Source organism: bacterium (assembly GCA_016699995.1).
Taxonomy (GTDB): Bacteria; Patescibacteriota; Doudnabacteria; order UBA920; family UBA920; genus UBA920.
The window spans coordinates 697,787-714,223 of sequence record CP064996.1 but is presented as its reverse complement, the minus strand read 5'-3'; the positions used below and the strand labels follow the sequence as shown (position 1 = coordinate 714,223).

General features: G+C 45.6%; 20 protein-coding genes. 11 read left to right on the top strand and 9 right to left on the bottom strand.

Annotated elements, in window-relative coordinates; translation table 11 throughout:
- Positions 1-131 precede the first annotated feature (131 nt).
- The 3 genes from nrdR (at position 132) to IPM19_03785 (ending at position 4,777) form a co-directional block, all read left to right on the top strand.
- A complete protein-coding gene (gene nrdR / locus IPM19_03795) occupies positions 132-578 on the top strand; it encodes a transcriptional repressor NrdR (protein ID QQS22726.1) in 447 nt (148 codons plus the stop codon).
- A 69-nt stretch (positions 579-647) separates the two neighbouring features.
- Complete coding sequence (locus tag IPM19_03790; protein ID QQS22725.1) at positions 648-3,716, top strand: ribonucleoside-diphosphate reductase subunit alpha; 3,069 nt, start codon at positions 648-650, stop codon at positions 3,714-3,716.
- A gap of 26 nt (positions 3,717-3,742) precedes the next feature.
- Positions 3,743-4,777, top strand: coding sequence for a ribonucleotide-diphosphate reductase subunit beta (locus tag IPM19_03785; GenBank protein QQS22724.1), 1,035 nt, complete (start codon positions 3,743-3,745; stop codon positions 4,775-4,777).
- 123 nt (positions 4,778-4,900) lie between these two features.
- On the opposite strand, the gene IPM19_03780 is transcribed toward IPM19_03785, so the two are convergent.
- Complete coding sequence (locus tag IPM19_03780; GenBank protein ID QQS22723.1) at positions 4,901-5,380, bottom strand: hypothetical protein; 480 nt, start codon at positions 5,378-5,380, stop codon at positions 4,901-4,903.
- A gap of 185 nt (positions 5,381-5,565) precedes the next feature.
- On the opposite strand from IPM19_03780, the gene IPM19_03775 reads away from it, so the two are divergent.
- Genes IPM19_03775 through IPM19_03765 form a run of 3 tightly spaced genes read left to right on the top strand, consistent with a single transcriptional unit; the run spans position 5,566 to position 7,617 of the window.
- On the top strand, positions 5,566-6,429 hold the full coding sequence (locus IPM19_03775) for a helix-turn-helix domain-containing protein (protein ID QQS22722.1): 864 nt from the start codon (positions 5,566-5,568) through the stop codon (positions 6,427-6,429).
- Positions 6,429-6,968 carry a hypothetical protein gene (locus IPM19_03770; protein QQS22721.1) on the top strand — a complete coding sequence of 180 codons (540 nt, stop codon included), beginning with the start codon at positions 6,429-6,431 and terminating at the stop codon, positions 6,966-6,968. Before IPM19_03775 ends, IPM19_03770 begins: the two co-directional genes overlap by 1 nt.
- Before the next feature lie 49 nt (positions 6,969-7,017).
- On the top strand, positions 7,018-7,617 hold the full coding sequence (locus tag IPM19_03765; GenBank protein QQS22720.1) for a hypothetical protein: 600 nt from the start codon (positions 7,018-7,020) through the stop codon (positions 7,615-7,617).
- Between the two features lie 76 nt (positions 7,618-7,693).
- Here IPM19_03765 and rplT read toward each other — a convergent pair whose 3' ends face one another.
- The 3 genes from rplT to IPM19_03750 are packed head-to-tail and all read right to left on the bottom strand — an operon-like array spanning position 7,694 to position 8,780.
- Positions 7,694-8,041 (bottom strand): 50S ribosomal protein L20, encoded by a 348-nt coding sequence (gene rplT / locus IPM19_03760; GenBank protein QQS22719.1) that lies wholly within the window; start codon positions 8,039-8,041, stop codon positions 7,694-7,696.
- A gap of 20 nt (positions 8,042-8,061) precedes the next feature.
- Complete coding sequence (locus IPM19_03755) at positions 8,062-8,256, bottom strand: 50S ribosomal protein L35 (protein ID QQS22718.1); 195 nt, start codon at positions 8,254-8,256, stop codon at positions 8,062-8,064.
- Between the two features lie 17 nt (positions 8,257-8,273).
- Positions 8,274-8,780 carry a translation initiation factor IF-3 gene (locus IPM19_03750; GenBank protein QQS22717.1) on the bottom strand — a complete coding sequence of 169 codons (507 nt, stop codon included), beginning with the start codon at positions 8,778-8,780 and terminating at the stop codon, positions 8,274-8,276.
- A 221-nt stretch (positions 8,781-9,001) separates the two neighbouring features.
- Between IPM19_03750 and IPM19_03745 the strand changes: the two genes are divergently transcribed.
- Together IPM19_03745 and IPM19_03740 are read left to right on the top strand one after the other, a co-directional pair.
- A complete protein-coding gene (locus tag IPM19_03745; GenBank protein QQS22716.1) occupies positions 9,002-10,369 on the top strand; it encodes a divalent metal cation transporter in 1,368 nt (455 codons plus the stop codon).
- Positions 10,370-10,431: 62 nt separating this feature from the next.
- Positions 10,432-10,740: a hypothetical protein gene (locus IPM19_03740; GenBank protein QQS22715.1), complete on the top strand. Its 309-nt coding sequence runs from the start codon at positions 10,432-10,434 to the stop codon at positions 10,738-10,740.
- 96 nt (positions 10,741-10,836) lie between these two features.
- On the opposite strand, the gene IPM19_03735 is transcribed toward IPM19_03740, so the two are convergent.
- The 3 genes from IPM19_03735 to IPM19_03725 all read right to left on the bottom strand — a co-directional run bounded on the left by IPM19_03735 (position 10,837) and on the right by IPM19_03725 (position 12,192).
- Complete coding sequence (locus IPM19_03735; GenBank protein ID QQS22714.1) at positions 10,837-11,190, bottom strand: YggT family protein; 354 nt, start codon at positions 11,188-11,190, stop codon at positions 10,837-10,839.
- 129 nt (positions 11,191-11,319) lie between these two features.
- The gene (locus IPM19_03730) at positions 11,320-11,634 is read right to left on the bottom strand and encodes a hypothetical protein (GenBank protein QQS22713.1); all 315 of its coding nucleotides are present in this window, start codon (positions 11,632-11,634) and stop codon (positions 11,320-11,322) included.
- 99 nt (positions 11,635-11,733) lie between these two features.
- On the bottom strand, positions 11,734-12,192 hold the full coding sequence (locus IPM19_03725) for a hypothetical protein (GenBank protein ID QQS22712.1): 459 nt from the start codon (positions 12,190-12,192) through the stop codon (positions 11,734-11,736).
- Between the two features lie 64 nt (positions 12,193-12,256).
- Between IPM19_03725 and IPM19_03720 the strand changes: the two genes are divergently transcribed.
- On the top strand, positions 12,257-12,949 hold the full coding sequence (locus tag IPM19_03720) for a C39 family peptidase (GenBank protein QQS22711.1): 693 nt from the start codon (positions 12,257-12,259) through the stop codon (positions 12,947-12,949).
- 55 nt (positions 12,950-13,004) lie between these two features.
- Here IPM19_03720 and IPM19_03715 read toward each other — a convergent pair whose 3' ends face one another.
- Positions 13,005-13,562, bottom strand: a complete 558-nt coding sequence (locus tag IPM19_03715) for a hypothetical protein (protein ID QQS22710.1) — start codon at positions 13,560-13,562, stop codon at positions 13,005-13,007.
- 180 nt (positions 13,563-13,742) lie between these two features.
- Here IPM19_03715 and IPM19_03710 point away from each other — a divergent pair, with 180 nt between their 5' ends.
- Positions 13,743-14,681, top strand: coding sequence for a hypothetical protein (locus IPM19_03710; GenBank protein QQS22709.1), 939 nt, complete (start codon positions 13,743-13,745; stop codon positions 14,679-14,681).
- Between the two features lie 34 nt (positions 14,682-14,715).
- Here the strand turns inward: IPM19_03710 and IPM19_03705 are convergent, their stop codons facing one another.
- Positions 14,716-15,552, bottom strand: a complete 837-nt coding sequence (locus tag IPM19_03705; GenBank protein QQS23423.1) for an alpha/beta fold hydrolase — start codon at positions 15,550-15,552, stop codon at positions 14,716-14,718.
- Positions 15,553-15,814: 262 nt separating this feature from the next.
- Here IPM19_03705 and IPM19_03700 point away from each other — a divergent pair, with 262 nt between their 5' ends.
- Complete coding sequence (locus IPM19_03700; GenBank protein QQS22708.1) at positions 15,815-16,432, top strand: thermonuclease family protein; 618 nt, start codon at positions 15,815-15,817, stop codon at positions 16,430-16,432.
- The last annotated feature ends 5 nt before the right edge of the window (positions 16,433-16,437 follow it).

Genomic DNA, 16,437 nt, shown 5'->3' with positions numbered 1-16,437 from the left:
AAACGATCGACCAAAAATAAAAAGTACCTCAAGTGTGCCAAATTCTCAGAATTTGGGTTAACACAACATCTAGGGGTATAATTTATGTAGGTACACAACATTTTGTGCCTCTTATTTTCTAAAGAAACTCAATGCATTGCCCAAAATGCTTAAATCAGGACACTAAGGTGGTAGATTCGCGACCTGTAGAAGACGCGGGATCCATTCGCCGCCGCCGCGAGTGTGAGAAATGCAATTTCCGTTTCTCCACTTACGAGCAGATCGAAATTCTCGATTTATCAGTCAAAAAGCGCGACGGTTCTTGCCAGCCTTATGTGCGCGACAAGCTGCAGAGAGGTCTCAGGCGAGCCTTCGAAAAGCGCAGCCTAACGGATTACACTTTTCGCAAAGTAATTTCCGAAATCGAACAGGAGATTCAAAAGAAAGCTTCGGGCGGAGAAATTTCCAGCGAGCAGATCGGAGAGATTATCATGAAGGTTATCCGCAAAGTCGATAAAGTTGCTTATATCCGCTTCGCCAGCGTCTACAGGCAATTCGAAGACATTCAAGAATTCAAAGAAGCCATATTGAAGCTTTAAGCAATTACAGAGCGCCACAGCAGAAGCTTGGCAAAAAACTATTATTTATTTAAAAACAAACCAATAATCATGAACCCATCAAACAAACTCATTCAAATTAAAAAGCGCAGCGGCGAAATCGTCCCTTTTGATGTCGCGAAAATTGAAATCGCCATTAACAAGGCTTACGTTGAAGTTAATTTTAAAGCCGACCAGGTTTTGGCCCGAGATGTCACCGAGAAAGTAATTGAAGATCTAGAGCAGAATTTTACCGATCGCACTCCTGGCGTAGAAGACGTTCAGAATTCTGTAGAGCGCAAACTAATGGAACAGGGTTTGTTCGAAGTAGCCAAGGCTTACATCATTTACCGCTACGAGCACACCAAAGAACGCGAAGTTGCCAAGCAGGCAGTTTTGGAGAAAATCGACAAAGCCGGTTTGATGGTTATTAAGCGCAATGGCGTGAAGGAGCCTTTTTCTTTGCAAAAGGTCCAGGCTAGCCTGGAAAAGATTTTGGGCGAATACGCAGGCGACATCGACGTTAATATGGTCATGAACCAGTTGCGTTTAGAGCTGTACGAAGACATTACCACTGCCGAGATCGAGCGCGCTCTGATCATGGTGCTCCGCTCTTACATTGAAAAGGACCCCGCTTATTCTTATGTTGCCGCGCGCGCACTGACTAATAAGCTTTATAAGGAAGTTATCGGTGCCGATCAGATTGATTTTGAGCCGAAAGCTTTAGAAGCCCAGCTGCGCCAGATTTTTATCCAGCGAATCCAGGATGGCGTTTCTTTAGGCCGCTTGGATCCAAAAATGCTTACTTTTAATTTGGAGTATCTGGCTTCCGAATTAGTTAACGAACGCGACGGGTTTCTTAACTATTTGGGTATTCAAACTCTAACCGACCGCTATTTTACCAAGCACCCAGAAACCAAGCAGATTTTGGAAACTCCCCAGATGTTCTGGATGCGCGTAGCTATGGGCGTAGCTTTGAACGAAAAAGACAAAGAAGCCCGCGCCGTAGAATTCTACCGAATTAATTCGACTTTGCACTTTGTGCCGTCTTCGCCGACTTTATTCCATGCCGGTACTGTTCATCCCCAGCTTTCTTCTTGCTATCTAACTACAATCGAAGACGATTTAGATAACATCTTTAAGTCTATCGGCGATAACGCCCAGATGTCTAAGTGGGCAGGCGGCGTAGCCAACGACTGGAGCAAGCTCCGCGGCACCGGCGCTTACATTAAGAAGACTGGTGTAGAAAGCCAGGGTGTAATTCCTTTCTTAAAGATCGCTAATGATACTACCATTGCCATCAACCGCAGCGGCCGCCGCCGCGGCGCAACCTGTGCTTATCTCGAAACCTGGCACTGGGACATTGAAGATTTCTTAGAGCTTCGCAAAAATACCGGCGACGAGCGCCGCCGCACTCACGACATGAACACAGCCAACTGGGTACCAGACTTGTTCATGGAACGCGTAAAGAACGGGGGAATGTGGTCGCTGTTTTCTCCGGACGAAGTACCGGACCTTCATGAGATTTACGGTGCAGAATTTAAGCGTCGCTACGAACAGTACGAACAAAAAGGTTTGAACGGCGAATTGCATCTATTCCGTCAAATGCCAGCAAAAGATTTGTGGAAGAAGATGCTAATCATGTTGTTCGAAACCGGCCATCCTTGGATTACCTTTAAAGATCCTTCTAATATTCGCAGTCCGCAGGATCATGCTGGCGTGGTTCACAGCTCCAACCTTTGCACCGAAATTACTTTAAATACCACCGCAGAAGAAACTGCTGTTTGCAACCTGGGCTCTGTTAACTTGGCTCGCCATGTATTAGCCAATGGCCAGCTCGATGTGGAAAAGATCAAATACACTGTCACCGTGGCTATGCGCATGCTCGACAATGTGATCGACTTAAACTTCTATCCGACTATCGAAGGCCGCAATTCTAACTTAAAGCACCGCCCAGTCGGTTTGGGCGTGATGGGCTTCCACGATGCGCTTTACCAGATGGGCATCAACTTCGACAGCGAAGACATGGTAGAACTGGCTGACCGCAGTCAAGAGGTGATCGCTTATTATGCAATTCTGGCTTCCACCGAACTTGCCAAGGAACGCGGCGCTTATGCTTCCTTCCGTGGTTCTAAGTGGGACCGGGGTATTCTTCCTGTAGATACCATTGGTCTGCTAGAAGCCGAACGCGGCACAGAAATTCCTGTATCTCGCACCGGCCAAATGGACTGGAGCGTCGTAAGAGCCGCTATCCGCGAGCATGGGATGCGCAACTCCAACTGTATGGCTATCGCGCCTACAGCGACCATTTCTAACATCTCCGGGGCTATTCCTGCTATCGAACCGATCTACAAGAACATCTACGTAAAGGCTAATATTTCTGGAGATTTCGTTGTCGTCAATCCATACTTAGTAAAAGACTTTAAAGCCCGCGGCATTTGGAACGAAGAAATGTTATCTAAGCTTAAGTTTTACGATGGCCGCGTGACTGAGATTCCGGATGTACCTCAGGATCTTAAAGACAGGTATAAGGAAGTATTCGAAATCGATCCTCGCTGGCTCATTAAGGCCGCAGCTTATCGTGGCAAATGGATCGATCAAAGCCAGTCCTTAAATATTTTCTACGCCGGCAAATCCGGTAAAGATATTAACGATATCTATTTGTACGCTTGGGATATGGGTGTAAAGACGACCTACTACTTGCGTTCTATGGCTGCCTCTCAGGTAGAGAAGTCTACAGTCAATACTTCGGAGTTTGGCAATACTCATGTCCGCGGCGGTTCTGCGCCAGCCGATGCAGTGAGCGAACAGCCGCAGACTATTCCGGCGCAGCAGCCTGTTCCGGAAATCGCCATGGCAGCAGCTAGCCCATTCGCCGCAAGTGCGCCTGCTTCAGCACCAGCCCCTAGCGCTGTAATCACCGAAACAGTCGTATCTAGCATCAGCACCCCGCAAGAAACTCAAATTGTAGAAGAATCTGTTACTATCAAAGTCGAGCCAGAACAGGCAAGCAGTGCAACTTTGGGAGCGATGCTGGGCCTCACTCAGAACGAACCAGCTACCGCCAGCGGCCCGTCTCTATCTCAAGCCGATTTCAAGCTTTGCCGCTTGGATGATCCAAGCTGTGAATCCTGCCAATAATTGTTACCATTAATTTCTGAATCACAATGCCCATCACAAAAACAGACAAACGAGTAAACATCAATGACCGCCGAGTTATTAATGGTAAGGATGCCGACGTAATTCAGCTTTACCCGATGAAGCATACTTATGCTTGGGATTCCTACTTGGCCGCTAATGCAAACCATTGGCTGCCTACCGAAATCGGCATGCAGCTCGACATCGAACAATGGAAGAACCCTGGAGTAATCACCGATGACGAACGCCAGGCCTTCGAGACCGTACTAGGATTCTTTACGACCGCAGATTCCATTGCTGCTAACAATATCGTCATGGCCGCATACAAGCACGTGACCTCCCCGGAAATTCGCATGTACCTGCTTCGCCAGGCTTACGAAGAAGCCATTCACACTCACGCTTACCAATATATCGTAGAGAGCTTGGGAATGGATGAAGGCAAGATCTTCAACATGTACCGCGAGATCGATTCTATTTATAACAAAGCTTCTTTTGTACTCACTTTTAACGAAGGCATCTTTAATCCAGATTTTAAAACAGGCACTTTGGAAGCAGATCAGAAGTTTGTGGAGAATATTGTCGTTTTCTCTCTCATCATGGAAGGAATCTTCTTCTATAGCGCCTTCGCCGTAATGTTCGGGTTCCAACGCCAAAAGAAGATGGTTGGCAGTGCCGAGCAGATTCAGTACATTATGCGCGACGAATCTATGCACTTAAACTTCGGCATCTACTTGATTAATACTATTCGTCAGGAACAGCCGGAAATTTGGACTCCGGAATTCCAAGAGAAGATCATTAGTTTGGTTAAAGAAGCAGCAGTGTTGGAATACACTTTCGCCCAGACAGTATTTCCGAAAGGAATTTTTGGCATGAACGCCGATGGCTTTAGGCAGTATATCGAGCATATTGCTGACCGTCGTCTGAGCAGTATTGGTTTACCTCCACAATTTAATGTAGAGAATCCGTTTCCTTGGATGAGTGAAGCGGTAGACTTAAACAAAGAAAAGAACTTTTTCGAAACTCGCGTGATTGAATATAAGACCGGCGGAACTTTGGATTGGTAGATATAAGATAAAAAAGCATTACTTGCGCTCCCGAATCGCTACGCTGTTCATTTGCTTTCGCAAATGGCAGCTGGGCGATGAAGTACGCTTAAAGTAATGCTTTTCTATTTTTCAACAATACAACTATTCTCTAAACAGTTTTTCGAGGTCGGTGGTGTCGTTGATGTCGGAAGTTTTGATTAAGCGGATAAAGAATTTTTTTGCAAGTTGGTTTAATTCTTCTTCAATCTCTGGAGCCAAGGTGTAAGGCGACATCCAAATGCTGTTCTGCCATTTTTTGAACCCTAAAGAGATAAGCTTGGCGCGCAGTACATTGCGAACCTGGCGCTGGGTTTCTGGGATATCGAAGATAACCATTTTCCAGATGCCGTCGCGCTCTTTGCTGATGGTGTGCATTAGAATACTGGCATCTTCGCTAACGCTGTAACGGTCGGATTGCAAATTTACAACACCTTGAGATACTAAGCGAAACATGGTGTCATAAATTTTTTTCTTGCTGGCTTTGTCTCCGAACTTTTCATACAGCTTGTGCAGCATCTGTGGACCGGTGTCTTGCAAATGCAGAAGAATTTGTTGTGAGAATGGAGAGAGGGGGCGTGGCATGTTTGTCTGAATGTTTAAAAATTTAACGCAAAATCATCATACATTTTAATATCTATATCCGTCAAGTATAAAAAGTTAGATAAGTTCACAAAACCTGACACAAAGCACCCAAATGTGCTATAATAATTCGGTAAACCTCATAGTAAAACCTTGTTGCTAAATATTTAATGACAGAGTTTTGCAATATGCCAAAACTGGCTGAAACAAAAGTAAAAGTGGATTCAATCCTCATCAAAACCCAATTCCCTCACAGGATATCTTTATCCCAAGCTGCCCAAATCTCTGGCTACCACCAGGATTATTTAGGACAGCTTTGTCGGCTTGGTAAGTTGCGAGCTGCAAAAATAGGCCGCAACTGGTATACGACGCAGTCCGAGATTCAATCCTTGTTAAGCAATCCTGCAGCATCTGATGTCGCAGAATTTATTCAGCCCGAGTCTGTAGCAATCGAACCTATGGCAGCTGACACGCAAGAAGGGGAGACGCAAAGCGGAGTCCAGGAGTCCCCGGTTGTGACTTCTAATTACTTGATTAGCGAAGTGAACAGCGTTCCTATTCGTTTAGAGCAGCGTCCGCAAGCGGCTCGTTCTCATCATAGCCTGCAAACTTTAGTAACCAAGATGCGCCTGGAAGAGCTGCGCACCGATGTGTTGCAGATGTCCGGTTTGGTAAAGAGGGTTGCCGCAGAACAGGAACAGCAAAAAGAAATGCTGATGCGCCATGAGCAGATTTTGCAAGGGCGTACAGATCTGCGCAGTCAATATGTGCCGAGCCTGGGCATCACAAATTCCCATCAATCAGGCGTCGACATGCTCGAGTTTGCCGATCCCATAGAAACATATCGCCCGAATGATACAAAGATAGTCTGGTTATGGCCGGCCCTAGCGATGGTTTTGGCAATTGCTGCTTCGAGCATGTTCATTTTAAGTAATTTGAAGAATAATGATGCAGTAGAGATGACCACGGTTATCTATAAGGATAAAGGCCAGCCGATAGAAACAATTATTCCTCAAGTCGCCGGGGATCAAGTAGCAGCACCTACAGAATAATGAGACAGATATTATACAAAATCATTGCTATAACCAGCGTGTTATTAAGCGGCTTAGGACCACAAGTTGCTTCTGGTCAGGCAAATAAATTCGAACCAATATCCCCTGCAACCGAAAACAAAGCTGTATTGGAGTTAGCTAATTCGGCAAGCTCAACGGTGACGATAACTAATTCATTGCCAAAAGCAGACGCTGTTTTATGCGGCAGTTCCTCAGACACAGTGAGCTTAATGTTATGGCAAGGGTGTAATTCTATCGCCATCTCTGAAGCAAGAACAGACTATGCAGTGGCGTTACTTTCGGTGCCTAATAATTTGCCCGAAATAGCCATAAAGACAACCCAAGATTCCTTTATCCCGGAACCTGTGCTCGCTCCCAGCGATAAAAGGGCGGATGCGGGGATAGTACCTGTTATGGGGGTTAAAATCCTAAATGAATTAACAAGGGAATGGACCCTAAAGCAAACCGACTCCATTGCTGATGAGCCTGTCCGATGGGTTTCTCCCGGCAATAACCACCTTGTGGTTATGCGCTGTTGAGCAGTTCCCGTTTCCTTATCCTTTAATAAATTAAATTAACTAAACAAATATGTCAGAAGAAAATAACCGTAATGGTCAGTCATTTGGAATGAACCAATCTGCTGGCCGCAGCAATTTGCCTTGGGTGATCTTGGCAGTAGTAATTTTATTAATTATCTTGGGCGTAGCATTGTTCCGCGATCGTTTGTTCCCGTCCGATGCAGCCAATAATGCATCTACAACTGCTCAAGAATCCAAGCCGTCTGGGTATCAGGCTGTATTCTTAACAAACGGCCAGGTTTACTTTGGCAAGCTTAGCGATGTTAGCGCAACTTACGCCACTTTGACAGACATTTATTATCTTCAGGTAGCTCCTCAACCAGGCTTGCAAGGTTCTGGTCAGAACGGTCAGCAACAGCAACAGCAACAACAGCAACTATTGCTGGTTAAGTTAGGCAAAGAGCTGCATGGTCCTGTAGATGAAATGAAGATCAACCGCGACCAGATCTTGTTCTACGAAGACATCAAAGAAGATGGTACAGTTATGACCAAGATCCGCGAAGACAAAGCTAATACCGCTAATGGCACTAACAACCAACAGCAGCAACAGCAACAGCAGAACCAAAATCAACAGCAGACTCAAACACCGGCAACTGGCACTAATCGCTAATCCGCAATTCGTACAAATTAAAAGACCGGCATTGGCCGGTCTTTAAAAATTTAAAACCGGCCGGAGCCGGTTTTTATTATTTCGTTAAGTCTGCTACTAATTTGTCGAATCCGGCTGGAGCCTTGATGGACATTTCGGAAAGCATTTTACGGTTAACGGTAATGCCTTCTTTTTTAAGTATTGCTGCGAACTTGCTCCAGGTAGTGCCATTGTCGCGGAGGGCTGCGCCTAAGCGTACAAGCCATAATGCGCGCTGGTCGCGCTTTTTGTTGCGGCGGTCGCGGTATGCATAGCTGTCTGCTTTAAGCAAAGCCTCGCGTGCCTGGCGGAAGTTGGTAGAGCGTCGGTTGTCAAAACCTTTGGCTCGCTTAATTAAATTTTTACGGCGCTTGCTAGCAGCAACGCCTCGTTTGATTCTTGTCATGGGTTTATATGGTTACAGAATTACTTGTGAACAATCAACTGCTTAAGGCGGTTGTTAGCAGCGCTCATGGTTACGTCACGGCGCTTATTCTTGGTGGTCTTGCCAGTTTCGCGGCTGTTAAAGTGATCCTGGCCGCTTACGCGATGCATAATTTTGCCGGATTTGGTCTTACGGAAACGTTTGGCGGTTCCTTGATGAGTTTTTGCTTTAGGCATAATGTTAAATGAAATAATTATTTTGATGGAGCCAAGGTCATGCTAAGTGAATTACCAGCACGCTTTGGGGGCACTTCGATTCTAAAGGGGGTAGTAAGCGAAGTTTTAAACAGTTCCATCTGTTGCTCGGCCAGATTCACAAAAGCTTGTTCACGGCCTCGCATGCGGAGGTCAAGTTTTACCCAGTCGCCATCCTGCAAGAATTCATCGGCGCGCTTGGCTTTAGTGGCAATGTCGTGAGAAGCGATTTTGGCGCTCAACCGGATGGTTTTGACTTCCACTTTCTTAACCTTCTTTTTTTGTTGCTGCTCCATTTTCTTCTGCTGGTATTTAAACTTATCAAAACTGATAAGTTTGACCACAGGAGGCTGTGCGCCTGGAGACACTTCTACTAAATCTAAGCCGTATTCAGCTGCCAATTCCTGCGCTTTAGCTATAGGGAAGATTCCCAGCTGTTCGCCGGCATCGTTTAGAAGACGGATTTCCGGTGCGGTAATTTGCTTGTTAACTCTGGTCTTTTGCAATTGAGGGCTTAAATATTAGTATAACTGTTGTATATTATAACTTTTCTGCCTGAATTTGTCAAAGGCTGTTTATTTGGTTATTATTAGGACATATTGGCAGAAAATGCCGATGGCGAGACAGTCCGCAAACGCACGAGCGAGCCGGATGGCGAAGCGAGGAGTGCTGTTGAGACAGCGGCATTTTCTGCCATTTAACTAATAGAAATCAAAACAAGCCCTAAATGAAAACCGAAGAAATAATAACTAAAGTTGCAGAGGCTCCTGCAAAAGCTTTAGAAGATGCCATTGCTGGCAGCGAGCACGCGCTTAGTTCTTTAAACAAGCCTTTGCATGAGGCTCAAGACTACTGGCATGCTGTTGGCCCAGGATTAACAACCGGCGCCTCCGATGATGACCCTTCTGGCATAGCGACTTACTCACAGACCGGAGCCCAGTTTGGGTATATGTTTTTATGGCTCGCGCCACTGACTTTTCCATTGATGGCTACGATTCAAGAGATGTGCGCGCGCATTGGTATGGCGACTGGTCGGGGCTTGGCGTCTAATATTCGCACTAGCTATTCTAAGAATGTGGTAGCAGTTTTGGCTGCTGTGCTTTTTTTCACTAATACTTTTAATCTGGGAGCAAATTTAGGGGCGATGTCTAAAGCTGCCCAATTAATGCTTCCCGGCTTTCACTTTCTCACCCTGCTTTTAATTTTTACGATTGTTAGTATGGGGCTGCAGGTCTTCGTTTCTTATTCCAGCTATGCAAGATTTCTAAAGTATCTCTCTTTTGTATTACTTCTATATATTGCTACAGCTCTAACTCTGGATAATCTTCCCTGGAAGGAAATCTGGTACCATACACTAGTGCCCCACATGCCTCTTACCAAAGAAGGTTTTGTTATCGTGACCGCAATACTTGGAACTACAATTTCGCCGTATCTGTTTTTTTGGCAGACTTCACAGGAAGTAGAGGAGCGTAGGGCAAACGGGAAGATTAACATCAAGCTTCGCCACCAGTCTTTGAGAAAAAAGGAAGTGCGCCGCATGCGCTTAGATGTTACTGTTGGAATGTTGTTTTCTAATGTAGTGATGTTTTTCGTGATAGTTACTTGTGCCGCCGTGCTTTTTCCTCAGGGGATCATGGTTAACACGGCCGAAGATGCGGCCAGAGCCTTGCTACCATTAGCAGGACAACAGGCTTATACTTTGTTTGCATTAGGAATTATTGGAACCGGCCTTTTGGCAGTTCCGGTACTGGCGGGTAGCGCTGCTTATGCCCTGGCTGAAAGCTTCCACTGGAGTTTCGGCCTTAATCGTGGACTCAAGCACGCGCAGGCTTTCTATGGGGTAATAATTTTTGCCATGATGTTTGGTTTTGCTCTCAACCTGATAGGTATTAACCCTATTAAGGCTCTGATTTGGTCGGCGGTGCTAAACGGTATCGTAGCGCCGTTCATTATTTATTTTATTGTTAAAATTAGCAGCAACCGCAACGTAATGGGGAAATGGGTCAACGGTCTGTGGTCTAAGGCCGTGGGGTATATATCTTTGGTCCTTATGACGGTGGCTGCTGTAGGAGCAATAATTGCCATGGTCGGCTGATTGACAGCCGGCCAATTTTTTTATATACTACTGGGTTCGAATAACCTTTAGGAGGCACAATTATGTTTTCACTTTTTCTCTTTTTTTCAACCACTGGGGACAGTCTGGGGCTTGTGTTTATAGTTCTGATTTTTGTCCTTTTCGCGCTCGCTTCCATGCGTATGATTAGGCGGAATAACGACGCGGCCATAAGACTTGGCTTGGATGACAACGGGGATCCTGTTGTCGTAAACGAAAACGCCGCTGCCCAGTATGTTGCAACCGAAGGCGAAGATTTCGTCCGGCTGGATCCGGCTGGGCCCGTGGTTGAGACTGAGATTATACCTCAGGTGGAACCGCTGGAGGCGATGCCCGAACCGGAGAGTAGATAATACAAAAGCTGCGAAGTAATTCGCAGCTTTTTATAATTGCGTTTTTTTATTCTTGTTGATTCTATATAAGGTTACTGACCAGCAGTTCACTGCTGCCTATTCTTGGTTGTCTAACTTTACCGCAGCCTCGGGCGTGGAAACTGGTTTGCTCATAACAAATAGCTGGATAAGGGCTAGGGCAATGAGGTAGTAGACTAGCATCGCTAGCAAAGTTGTCCATTCAAAGACGCTGCCTTCTACCTGGGTGATATTGAATACAGCCAGGAAGGGAGCCGCAAAAGGGTAGGTGACAGAATAAATGAAGTCGGTAAACCCTGCATTGGGATTTGCTCCTAGCAGCTTTAGGACAAAACGGAATGCCAGCAGGGCTTCGATGATGCCGAGAATATACCAGACAATTTGCGTGCCGCGGTATAGGGGGCGGGTAGCGTTTGAGTTGTATGCGTTCATATATATCCTTTCTATTATTTATTTCCCTCTGTTAGGTAAATCGTCCCGGAAGTAAAAATGTTTCAAATAAGGGTAAATAAAAAAATCCGCTCATTAAGCTAAGTAGCTGTGTGCGGATTCATTTTATTTTTAGCAGCGTTGAACGACGATATCGGTTTGGCCGAGCTGGGTAGCATTTTTACATCTTACGGCGCTAATGACAGCCGCACTGTACTCACTGGTATCTGTGAGGATAATCACCTTTTCGCCTGTTGCTAAAACCCTTTCTCTTAAAGGTACGGACTTAAGATCCACCTTGCCTTCCGGAGACAGAAAAAGCCTTTGTTGCTTTACATTGATATAAATGTGCTGAGGCTGCTTAAGAAGAGATGATAAAACCCCTGCGCGAATGGTCTCTTCGGAAACCTTTTCGGCGCGGCTGCTTGTTTGTTCCTGGCGCAGCATCTGTTTAACCTACAGTTGCTTTTCTTTCTCGGCGCGAGCTTTTAATTCCTTCAAGATCATCTTATCAGCTTCGTTGCTGCTCATACACCCCCCTAAAAATTACCCCGTCCGCGAATCGTTGTCTGTGTAAAACAATCTTACTATACTTCGGATACTAAAGTACATAGCAAAAAGCATCATAATCGAAACGGCCAGATATGTAGTGAAGATTTTAGTATCTAAATTCTCTGCTTGGTACAGACTTAGCGCTGAGCTTTCGGCAATAAAGAAGCCGATCATGGCGATGACAAAATCTACCACCACTCCGGCTTTTTGGATACGGCTGGTGAATCCGGCAGCTATAACTAATATGGCAATGACCATAACTAATACCGATTGCGAAAATCCACCGGCTTCTTTAGTGGCATAGGGGAGACTCACTAGCAGCATGACGGCTGTAGTGAGAAACAGGTAGCGCACCACGGGACCGTGGTAATGCGGCTTGCTCGTTGGGGTTTGAGATTGTTCGATTTGTTGTTCCATGTTAGTAAAATCGCTGTTAGTTAAGAAAAGTTTCAAATATTTTCTGAAACAATTGTTGCTAAATATCCGATTCATACGGTACAACCTTAAAATACTTAATATGAGCGCACAAGAAAAACTTTTTAATTTACCTTTGGCAATTGGCATAGTCGCCCTTGCCGTGGCAGGCTTATTTACTTTTACAAAATCATTCCCTGCTTCTTCCGATCGGTCCGAGAATTTGCCCGATCAGGTAATTCTCCCCATACCCTTTAGCCCGCAAGCTCCCAATGATAACTGGAGCCGCAATGAAGACTGTGAAGAGACAAGCATCACTATGGCGAATGCGTTTTTGAGCGGCAATACTTCCAATACGCTTGAGTCAAGTGAAGCCCAAAAATCTATTGATAATTTAAAAATTTGGGAGGATGCTAATTTGGGTTTCAATGTGGATACTGGTGCGGACGCTACAACCAGAATGGCTGAAGGGGCTTTCTCTTTGAAAGTGACTCAAATAGCTGGTTTTACTGAGCAGGACCTCAAGAGAGAATTAGCTTCGGGTTATCCTATATTGCTGCCTATCAATGCCAAGCTAATAAAGGGTCAGCAGTACCGCAATGAGGGCCCCACATACCATATGGTGGTAATCCGCGGCTATCGGAATGGTAAATTTATTATTAATGATCCTGGCACAGAACGGGGGAATGGCAATGAATTCACTTTTCAGGATTTGCACAACGCAGCTGCAGATTGGGACAACCATGCTCAGGAAATGAAACCGGATAGAAAAATAGTTTTGGTTCTGTCTAAATAAAAATCCGCTATAACGATAGCGGATTGCCATATAAGGCTACAATTGTATTGCCATTTTAGGCGCAGTTGGATGCGTTATTGCGCGCATCGCGCTCCTCGGCCGTAACTGTTTGCGGGGTGTCCAGTCTCTGCGGGTTCGGCGTGCGCGGTGTTGCTGTCACGCCTGGGGCGTTGTTAATTCCGGCTGATCCCATCTTGTCGGGATCATCACCGATGAGTACTCTGCCTGGCCGGCGCTTGGTAACGTGCGGCTGGGGATCACGGTGCTTGATGAGCTTAAGATCCCTGCTGATGAATTGGATGATCCAGTCCCAGCAGGTTGAATGCTCTTCACAGACTTCCGATTCGAAGTTGGCTTTTGCATGGATAGGAGCACAGAGAACGTCTTTATAGACATATTGCCTGGGTTCCAGAACCTGGTCGGTGCAGATCAGCGCCGTAGAGTCCCGATCGATGTTGATTGTACCATTCAGGTACGGCTCAATCTCTTCCAGAGCTTCAGCAGTTATCACCGAAAGCGACTGACAGTGGTTTTTAAAGCCAGTTGTAATTTTATCCATGATGCTCCTGTGCAAAGCGATGGGCGCTACTACCAAAAACAACAATCTTTTCATTTACTATCCTCCTTAAGGTCTTGCATAAAGACTTAGAAAAATACCACATGCGGTGGTATTTGTCAATGCATGGGGCTTGTAGGTTTTGTCAGTTCGAGTTGACAAAATTGAAATAAACTATATAATGACCGCAAGTCGGCGGACGTCATAATTTAGACACCGCAGCTTAGAGGAGGAAATATGAAGACGTTTGCGAAGATCTCTCTGGGTGTAGGGATTGTGATTTGTGTCGCTATCCTGGCCGGTATTTTTATTATTGCAGTTGACATTGCGTCAGGGTTCTTTCTTTATCAATCCACTTTTAAGGGGATTCTTAATTCCGGTGGTGTAAAGAATGTTTACCTTGCCAAGACAATTGCAGTGGTGGTGTCGGCAATATGGTACATCGCTGTACCCCTTTTGATCTTTAGTTTTATCAAGTTTCAGAGGACAAGGGCAGTGGCGGGAATAGTTGCGCTGTATGCCAGTTGGTTTCTGTTACTTTACCTATTTACTTACAACAGCGGTGATTTGATATTCAATCCGATCACCGGGCAGGCTAACTATAATTACTACAAAACCACAGAGGGAGTCGTGGAGTTATTTCCTGCAGATGTAAAGCATCACCCAATCTTAGGAGTAGCTTTACCAGCTGTGACAACCGATGTAATGGGCGAGTTCGTGGCTCAGAACCCGGGCTTTAAGTTTGAGTTTAATAGACTTAATAAACCAGGTGAATCAAAATCTGGTGGTGTGCTTAAGAGTTTGGCCTCTAATACGTTGGTCGACTCTGGCCGTTCCTGGAGAGGGGGGACGGTAGATTACAAATACCTGGACTTCTATATGGAGAGGCTATCTGCCACCAATGTGGGTTATATAGCGCGGTTTAGTTGTGATAATGATGGTGGGTATTATCGCCTGCCTGTCTCGCTTAATTCCGAAGATCTTCTGGCAACCTATTTGACTGACGAAACTGGTAAGAAATTTAAAGCTGAGTCAGTTACAGGAGAGTTTGAGAACGGGGTAAGGACTTTAGCATACCAGGAAAAAATGATAATCGAGGTGTTGTATGGTGGCACAGCACAAAACAATCCTTACCGGATTTTTTTCCCATCAGGTAGTATTTCGATATTCGAATAGGTGTCCGTGTAGGACACCTTTTTTATTTTGCCATTTACTTTACTGAGTTGAAGAAGTCAATGGTGCGCTGCATTACAGTCGGCCACGCCGGCCCGAATTCGTGTCCTTCGCCTGGGTATTGGTGGAATACAACTTCTTTGTTTTTTGCCTTCAGTGCATCATAAGTGCGTTGGCTCCACTCCAGCGGAACGTCGGCATCATTTACTCCATGGTTGATCATTACCGGCGCAGAAACTTTGTCGAAGAAATTGACCGGCGACATGTTGTCCCAGAACTTAGGATTAGTTTGCGGATCGCCATGCTGCTGTTTTATTTGAGCTACTGCTTCGGGCCGGCTCTCCGTCCAGCGATAATAGCTTTCTCTTGCATCGCTGGATACTGGAGCATAGAGCATAAAGCCTTCTACCAGGTCTGGTTGGGTAACCATAATGGCTTGGGCTATGCCGCCGCCCATGGAGTGGCCGATCATATAAATGCGGTTAGTATTTGCAGAGGCAAGATCAGCTGCCTTAAGCGCGTAAATGGAGTTGATAACGTCTTCTATGTATCCCAGTCGGATGTTGCCTTCGACATTGTCGTCTTTGCCGGATTGCGCATGGTTGCGGTAGTCTGGATGAATGACGATATAGCCTCGGCTGGCAAAATAGTCTTGTTCCCGGCGCAGGCCGCGGCCGTTGGTATAGATAGCCGGATCAATGTAGCCATGGTTCATTATTACCACAGGGAACGGACCGGTCCCTTTTGGAATATTCATTATTCCAGAAATGGTTAAGCTGCCGCTTTTGTAGGTTATATAGTAGCGGGTGTACGTTGCTGTTTGGGCTTGCACTTGCCCTAAAGTTAAGTCGCGGCCGTCGAACTGTTTTTGCATTAATGCCGGCAGGGAGACGGGATCCGCTTCCTGCTGAGTTTCTTTCGCGGTGGTGTTGTCGGTGCCCTGATTTTGGTTGGAATCTTGAGTTTGCGGAGAGCAGCCAGCGGCTACAAATGATAAGAATGCAATTGGCAATAATAGTTTATTCGATAGTTTGTTCATATATTCAGTATAGCGAACTTCTTGCTGAAAAAAGCATTGACAGATAAGCCATTTTCTGGCACTATTAGATGTTTGAAGACCAGCTAAGGAGGGCTGTATGAAATCACTATTTTTGGTGTTGGTAGTGTGCTGTTTTGGGGCTTTGCTCATAGGCTTTACCATCTATTACCAAAATACTGCTTCGCTTGTTTCCAATGCGGCCAATAAAGCGAATGATAAGGAACAAAATGTGGCCCGTAACAAGCCCAAGAAATCCAAAGCGCCGGCCAGCAGAATTTACGTTAAGGTAAAGCAGGTTGTCGACGGCGATACAATAGTCCTGGAGAACAATAGTCGTTTGCGGTATATTGGCATCGACACCCCGGAAAAAAATGATCCTCGCAAACCTGTGCAATGTTTTGCCGAGCAGGCGACTCAAAAGAATAGGGAATTAGTAGAAGGGAAGTTCATCTGGTTTGTCCATGATGTTAACGAGAAGGACCGTTACGGCCGGCTTCTGGGTTACGTTTACTTAGCTGATGGAACGTTTGTGAATCTGGAGCTGGTTAAGTCTGGCTACGCCTTTGCAGTGTCTTACCCGCCGGACGTTTCTAAGCAGGCTGAGCTGAAAAATGCCGAGCGCATTGCCCGTGAGAATAGCCTAGGATTATGGGGAGGATGTAGTATCAGCACAACGCCTAAAGGCAGGTATCAGACCAATTCGGTCAATCAATAAAATAA

Excerpts from the sequence above, each read along its gene's own strand:
- IPM19_03745 (QQS22716.1), top strand. The coding sequence starts at position 9,002 with ATGAAAACCGAAGAAATAATAACTAAAGTTGCAGAGGCTCCTGCAAAA.
- IPM19_03715 (QQS22710.1), bottom strand. The coding sequence starts at position 13,562 with ATGAAAAGATTGTTGTTTTTGGTAGTAGCGCCCATCGCTTTGCACAGG.
- IPM19_03775 (QQS22722.1), top strand. The coding sequence starts at position 5,566 with ATGCCAAAACTGGCTGAAACAAAAGTAAAAGTGGATTCAATCCTCATC.
- IPM19_03735 (QQS22714.1), bottom strand. The coding sequence starts at position 11,190 with ATGAACGCATACAACTCAAACGCTACCCGCCCCCTATACCGCGGCACG.
- IPM19_03785 (QQS22724.1), top strand. The coding sequence starts at position 3,743 with ATGCCCATCACAAAAACAGACAAACGAGTAAACATCAATGACCGCCGA.
- IPM19_03790 (QQS22725.1), top strand. The coding sequence starts at position 648 with ATGAACCCATCAAACAAACTCATTCAAATTAAAAAGCGCAGCGGCGAA.
- IPM19_03770 (QQS22721.1), top strand. The coding sequence starts at position 6,429 with ATGAGACAGATATTATACAAAATCATTGCTATAACCAGCGTGTTATTA.
- IPM19_03730 (QQS22713.1), bottom strand. The coding sequence starts at position 11,634 with ATGCTGCGCCAGGAACAAACAAGCAGCCGCGCCGAAAAGGTTTCCGAA.
- IPM19_03780 (QQS22723.1), bottom strand. The coding sequence starts at position 5,380 with ATGCCACGCCCCCTCTCTCCATTCTCACAACAAATTCTTCTGCATTTG.
- IPM19_03755 (QQS22718.1), bottom strand. The coding sequence starts at position 8,256 with ATGCCTAAAGCAAAAACTCATCAAGGAACCGCCAAACGTTTCCGTAAG.
- IPM19_03740 (QQS22715.1), top strand. The coding sequence starts at position 10,432 with ATGTTTTCACTTTTTCTCTTTTTTTCAACCACTGGGGACAGTCTGGGG.
- IPM19_03720 (QQS22711.1), top strand. The coding sequence starts at position 12,257 with ATGAGCGCACAAGAAAAACTTTTTAATTTACCTTTGGCAATTGGCATA.
- IPM19_03700 (QQS22708.1), top strand. The coding sequence starts at position 15,815 with ATGAAATCACTATTTTTGGTGTTGGTAGTGTGCTGTTTTGGGGCTTTG.
- rplT (QQS22719.1), bottom strand. The coding sequence starts at position 8,041 with ATGACAAGAATCAAACGAGGCGTTGCTGCTAGCAAGCGCCGTAAAAAT.
- IPM19_03765 (QQS22720.1), top strand. The coding sequence starts at position 7,018 with ATGTCAGAAGAAAATAACCGTAATGGTCAGTCATTTGGAATGAACCAA.
- IPM19_03710 (QQS22709.1), top strand. The coding sequence starts at position 13,743 with ATGAAGACGTTTGCGAAGATCTCTCTGGGTGTAGGGATTGTGATTTGT.
- IPM19_03705 (QQS23423.1), bottom strand. The coding sequence starts at position 15,552 with ATGCAAAAACAGTTCGACGGCCGCGACTTAACTTTAGGGCAAGTGCAA.
- nrdR (QQS22726.1), top strand. The coding sequence starts at position 132 with ATGCATTGCCCAAAATGCTTAAATCAGGACACTAAGGTGGTAGATTCG.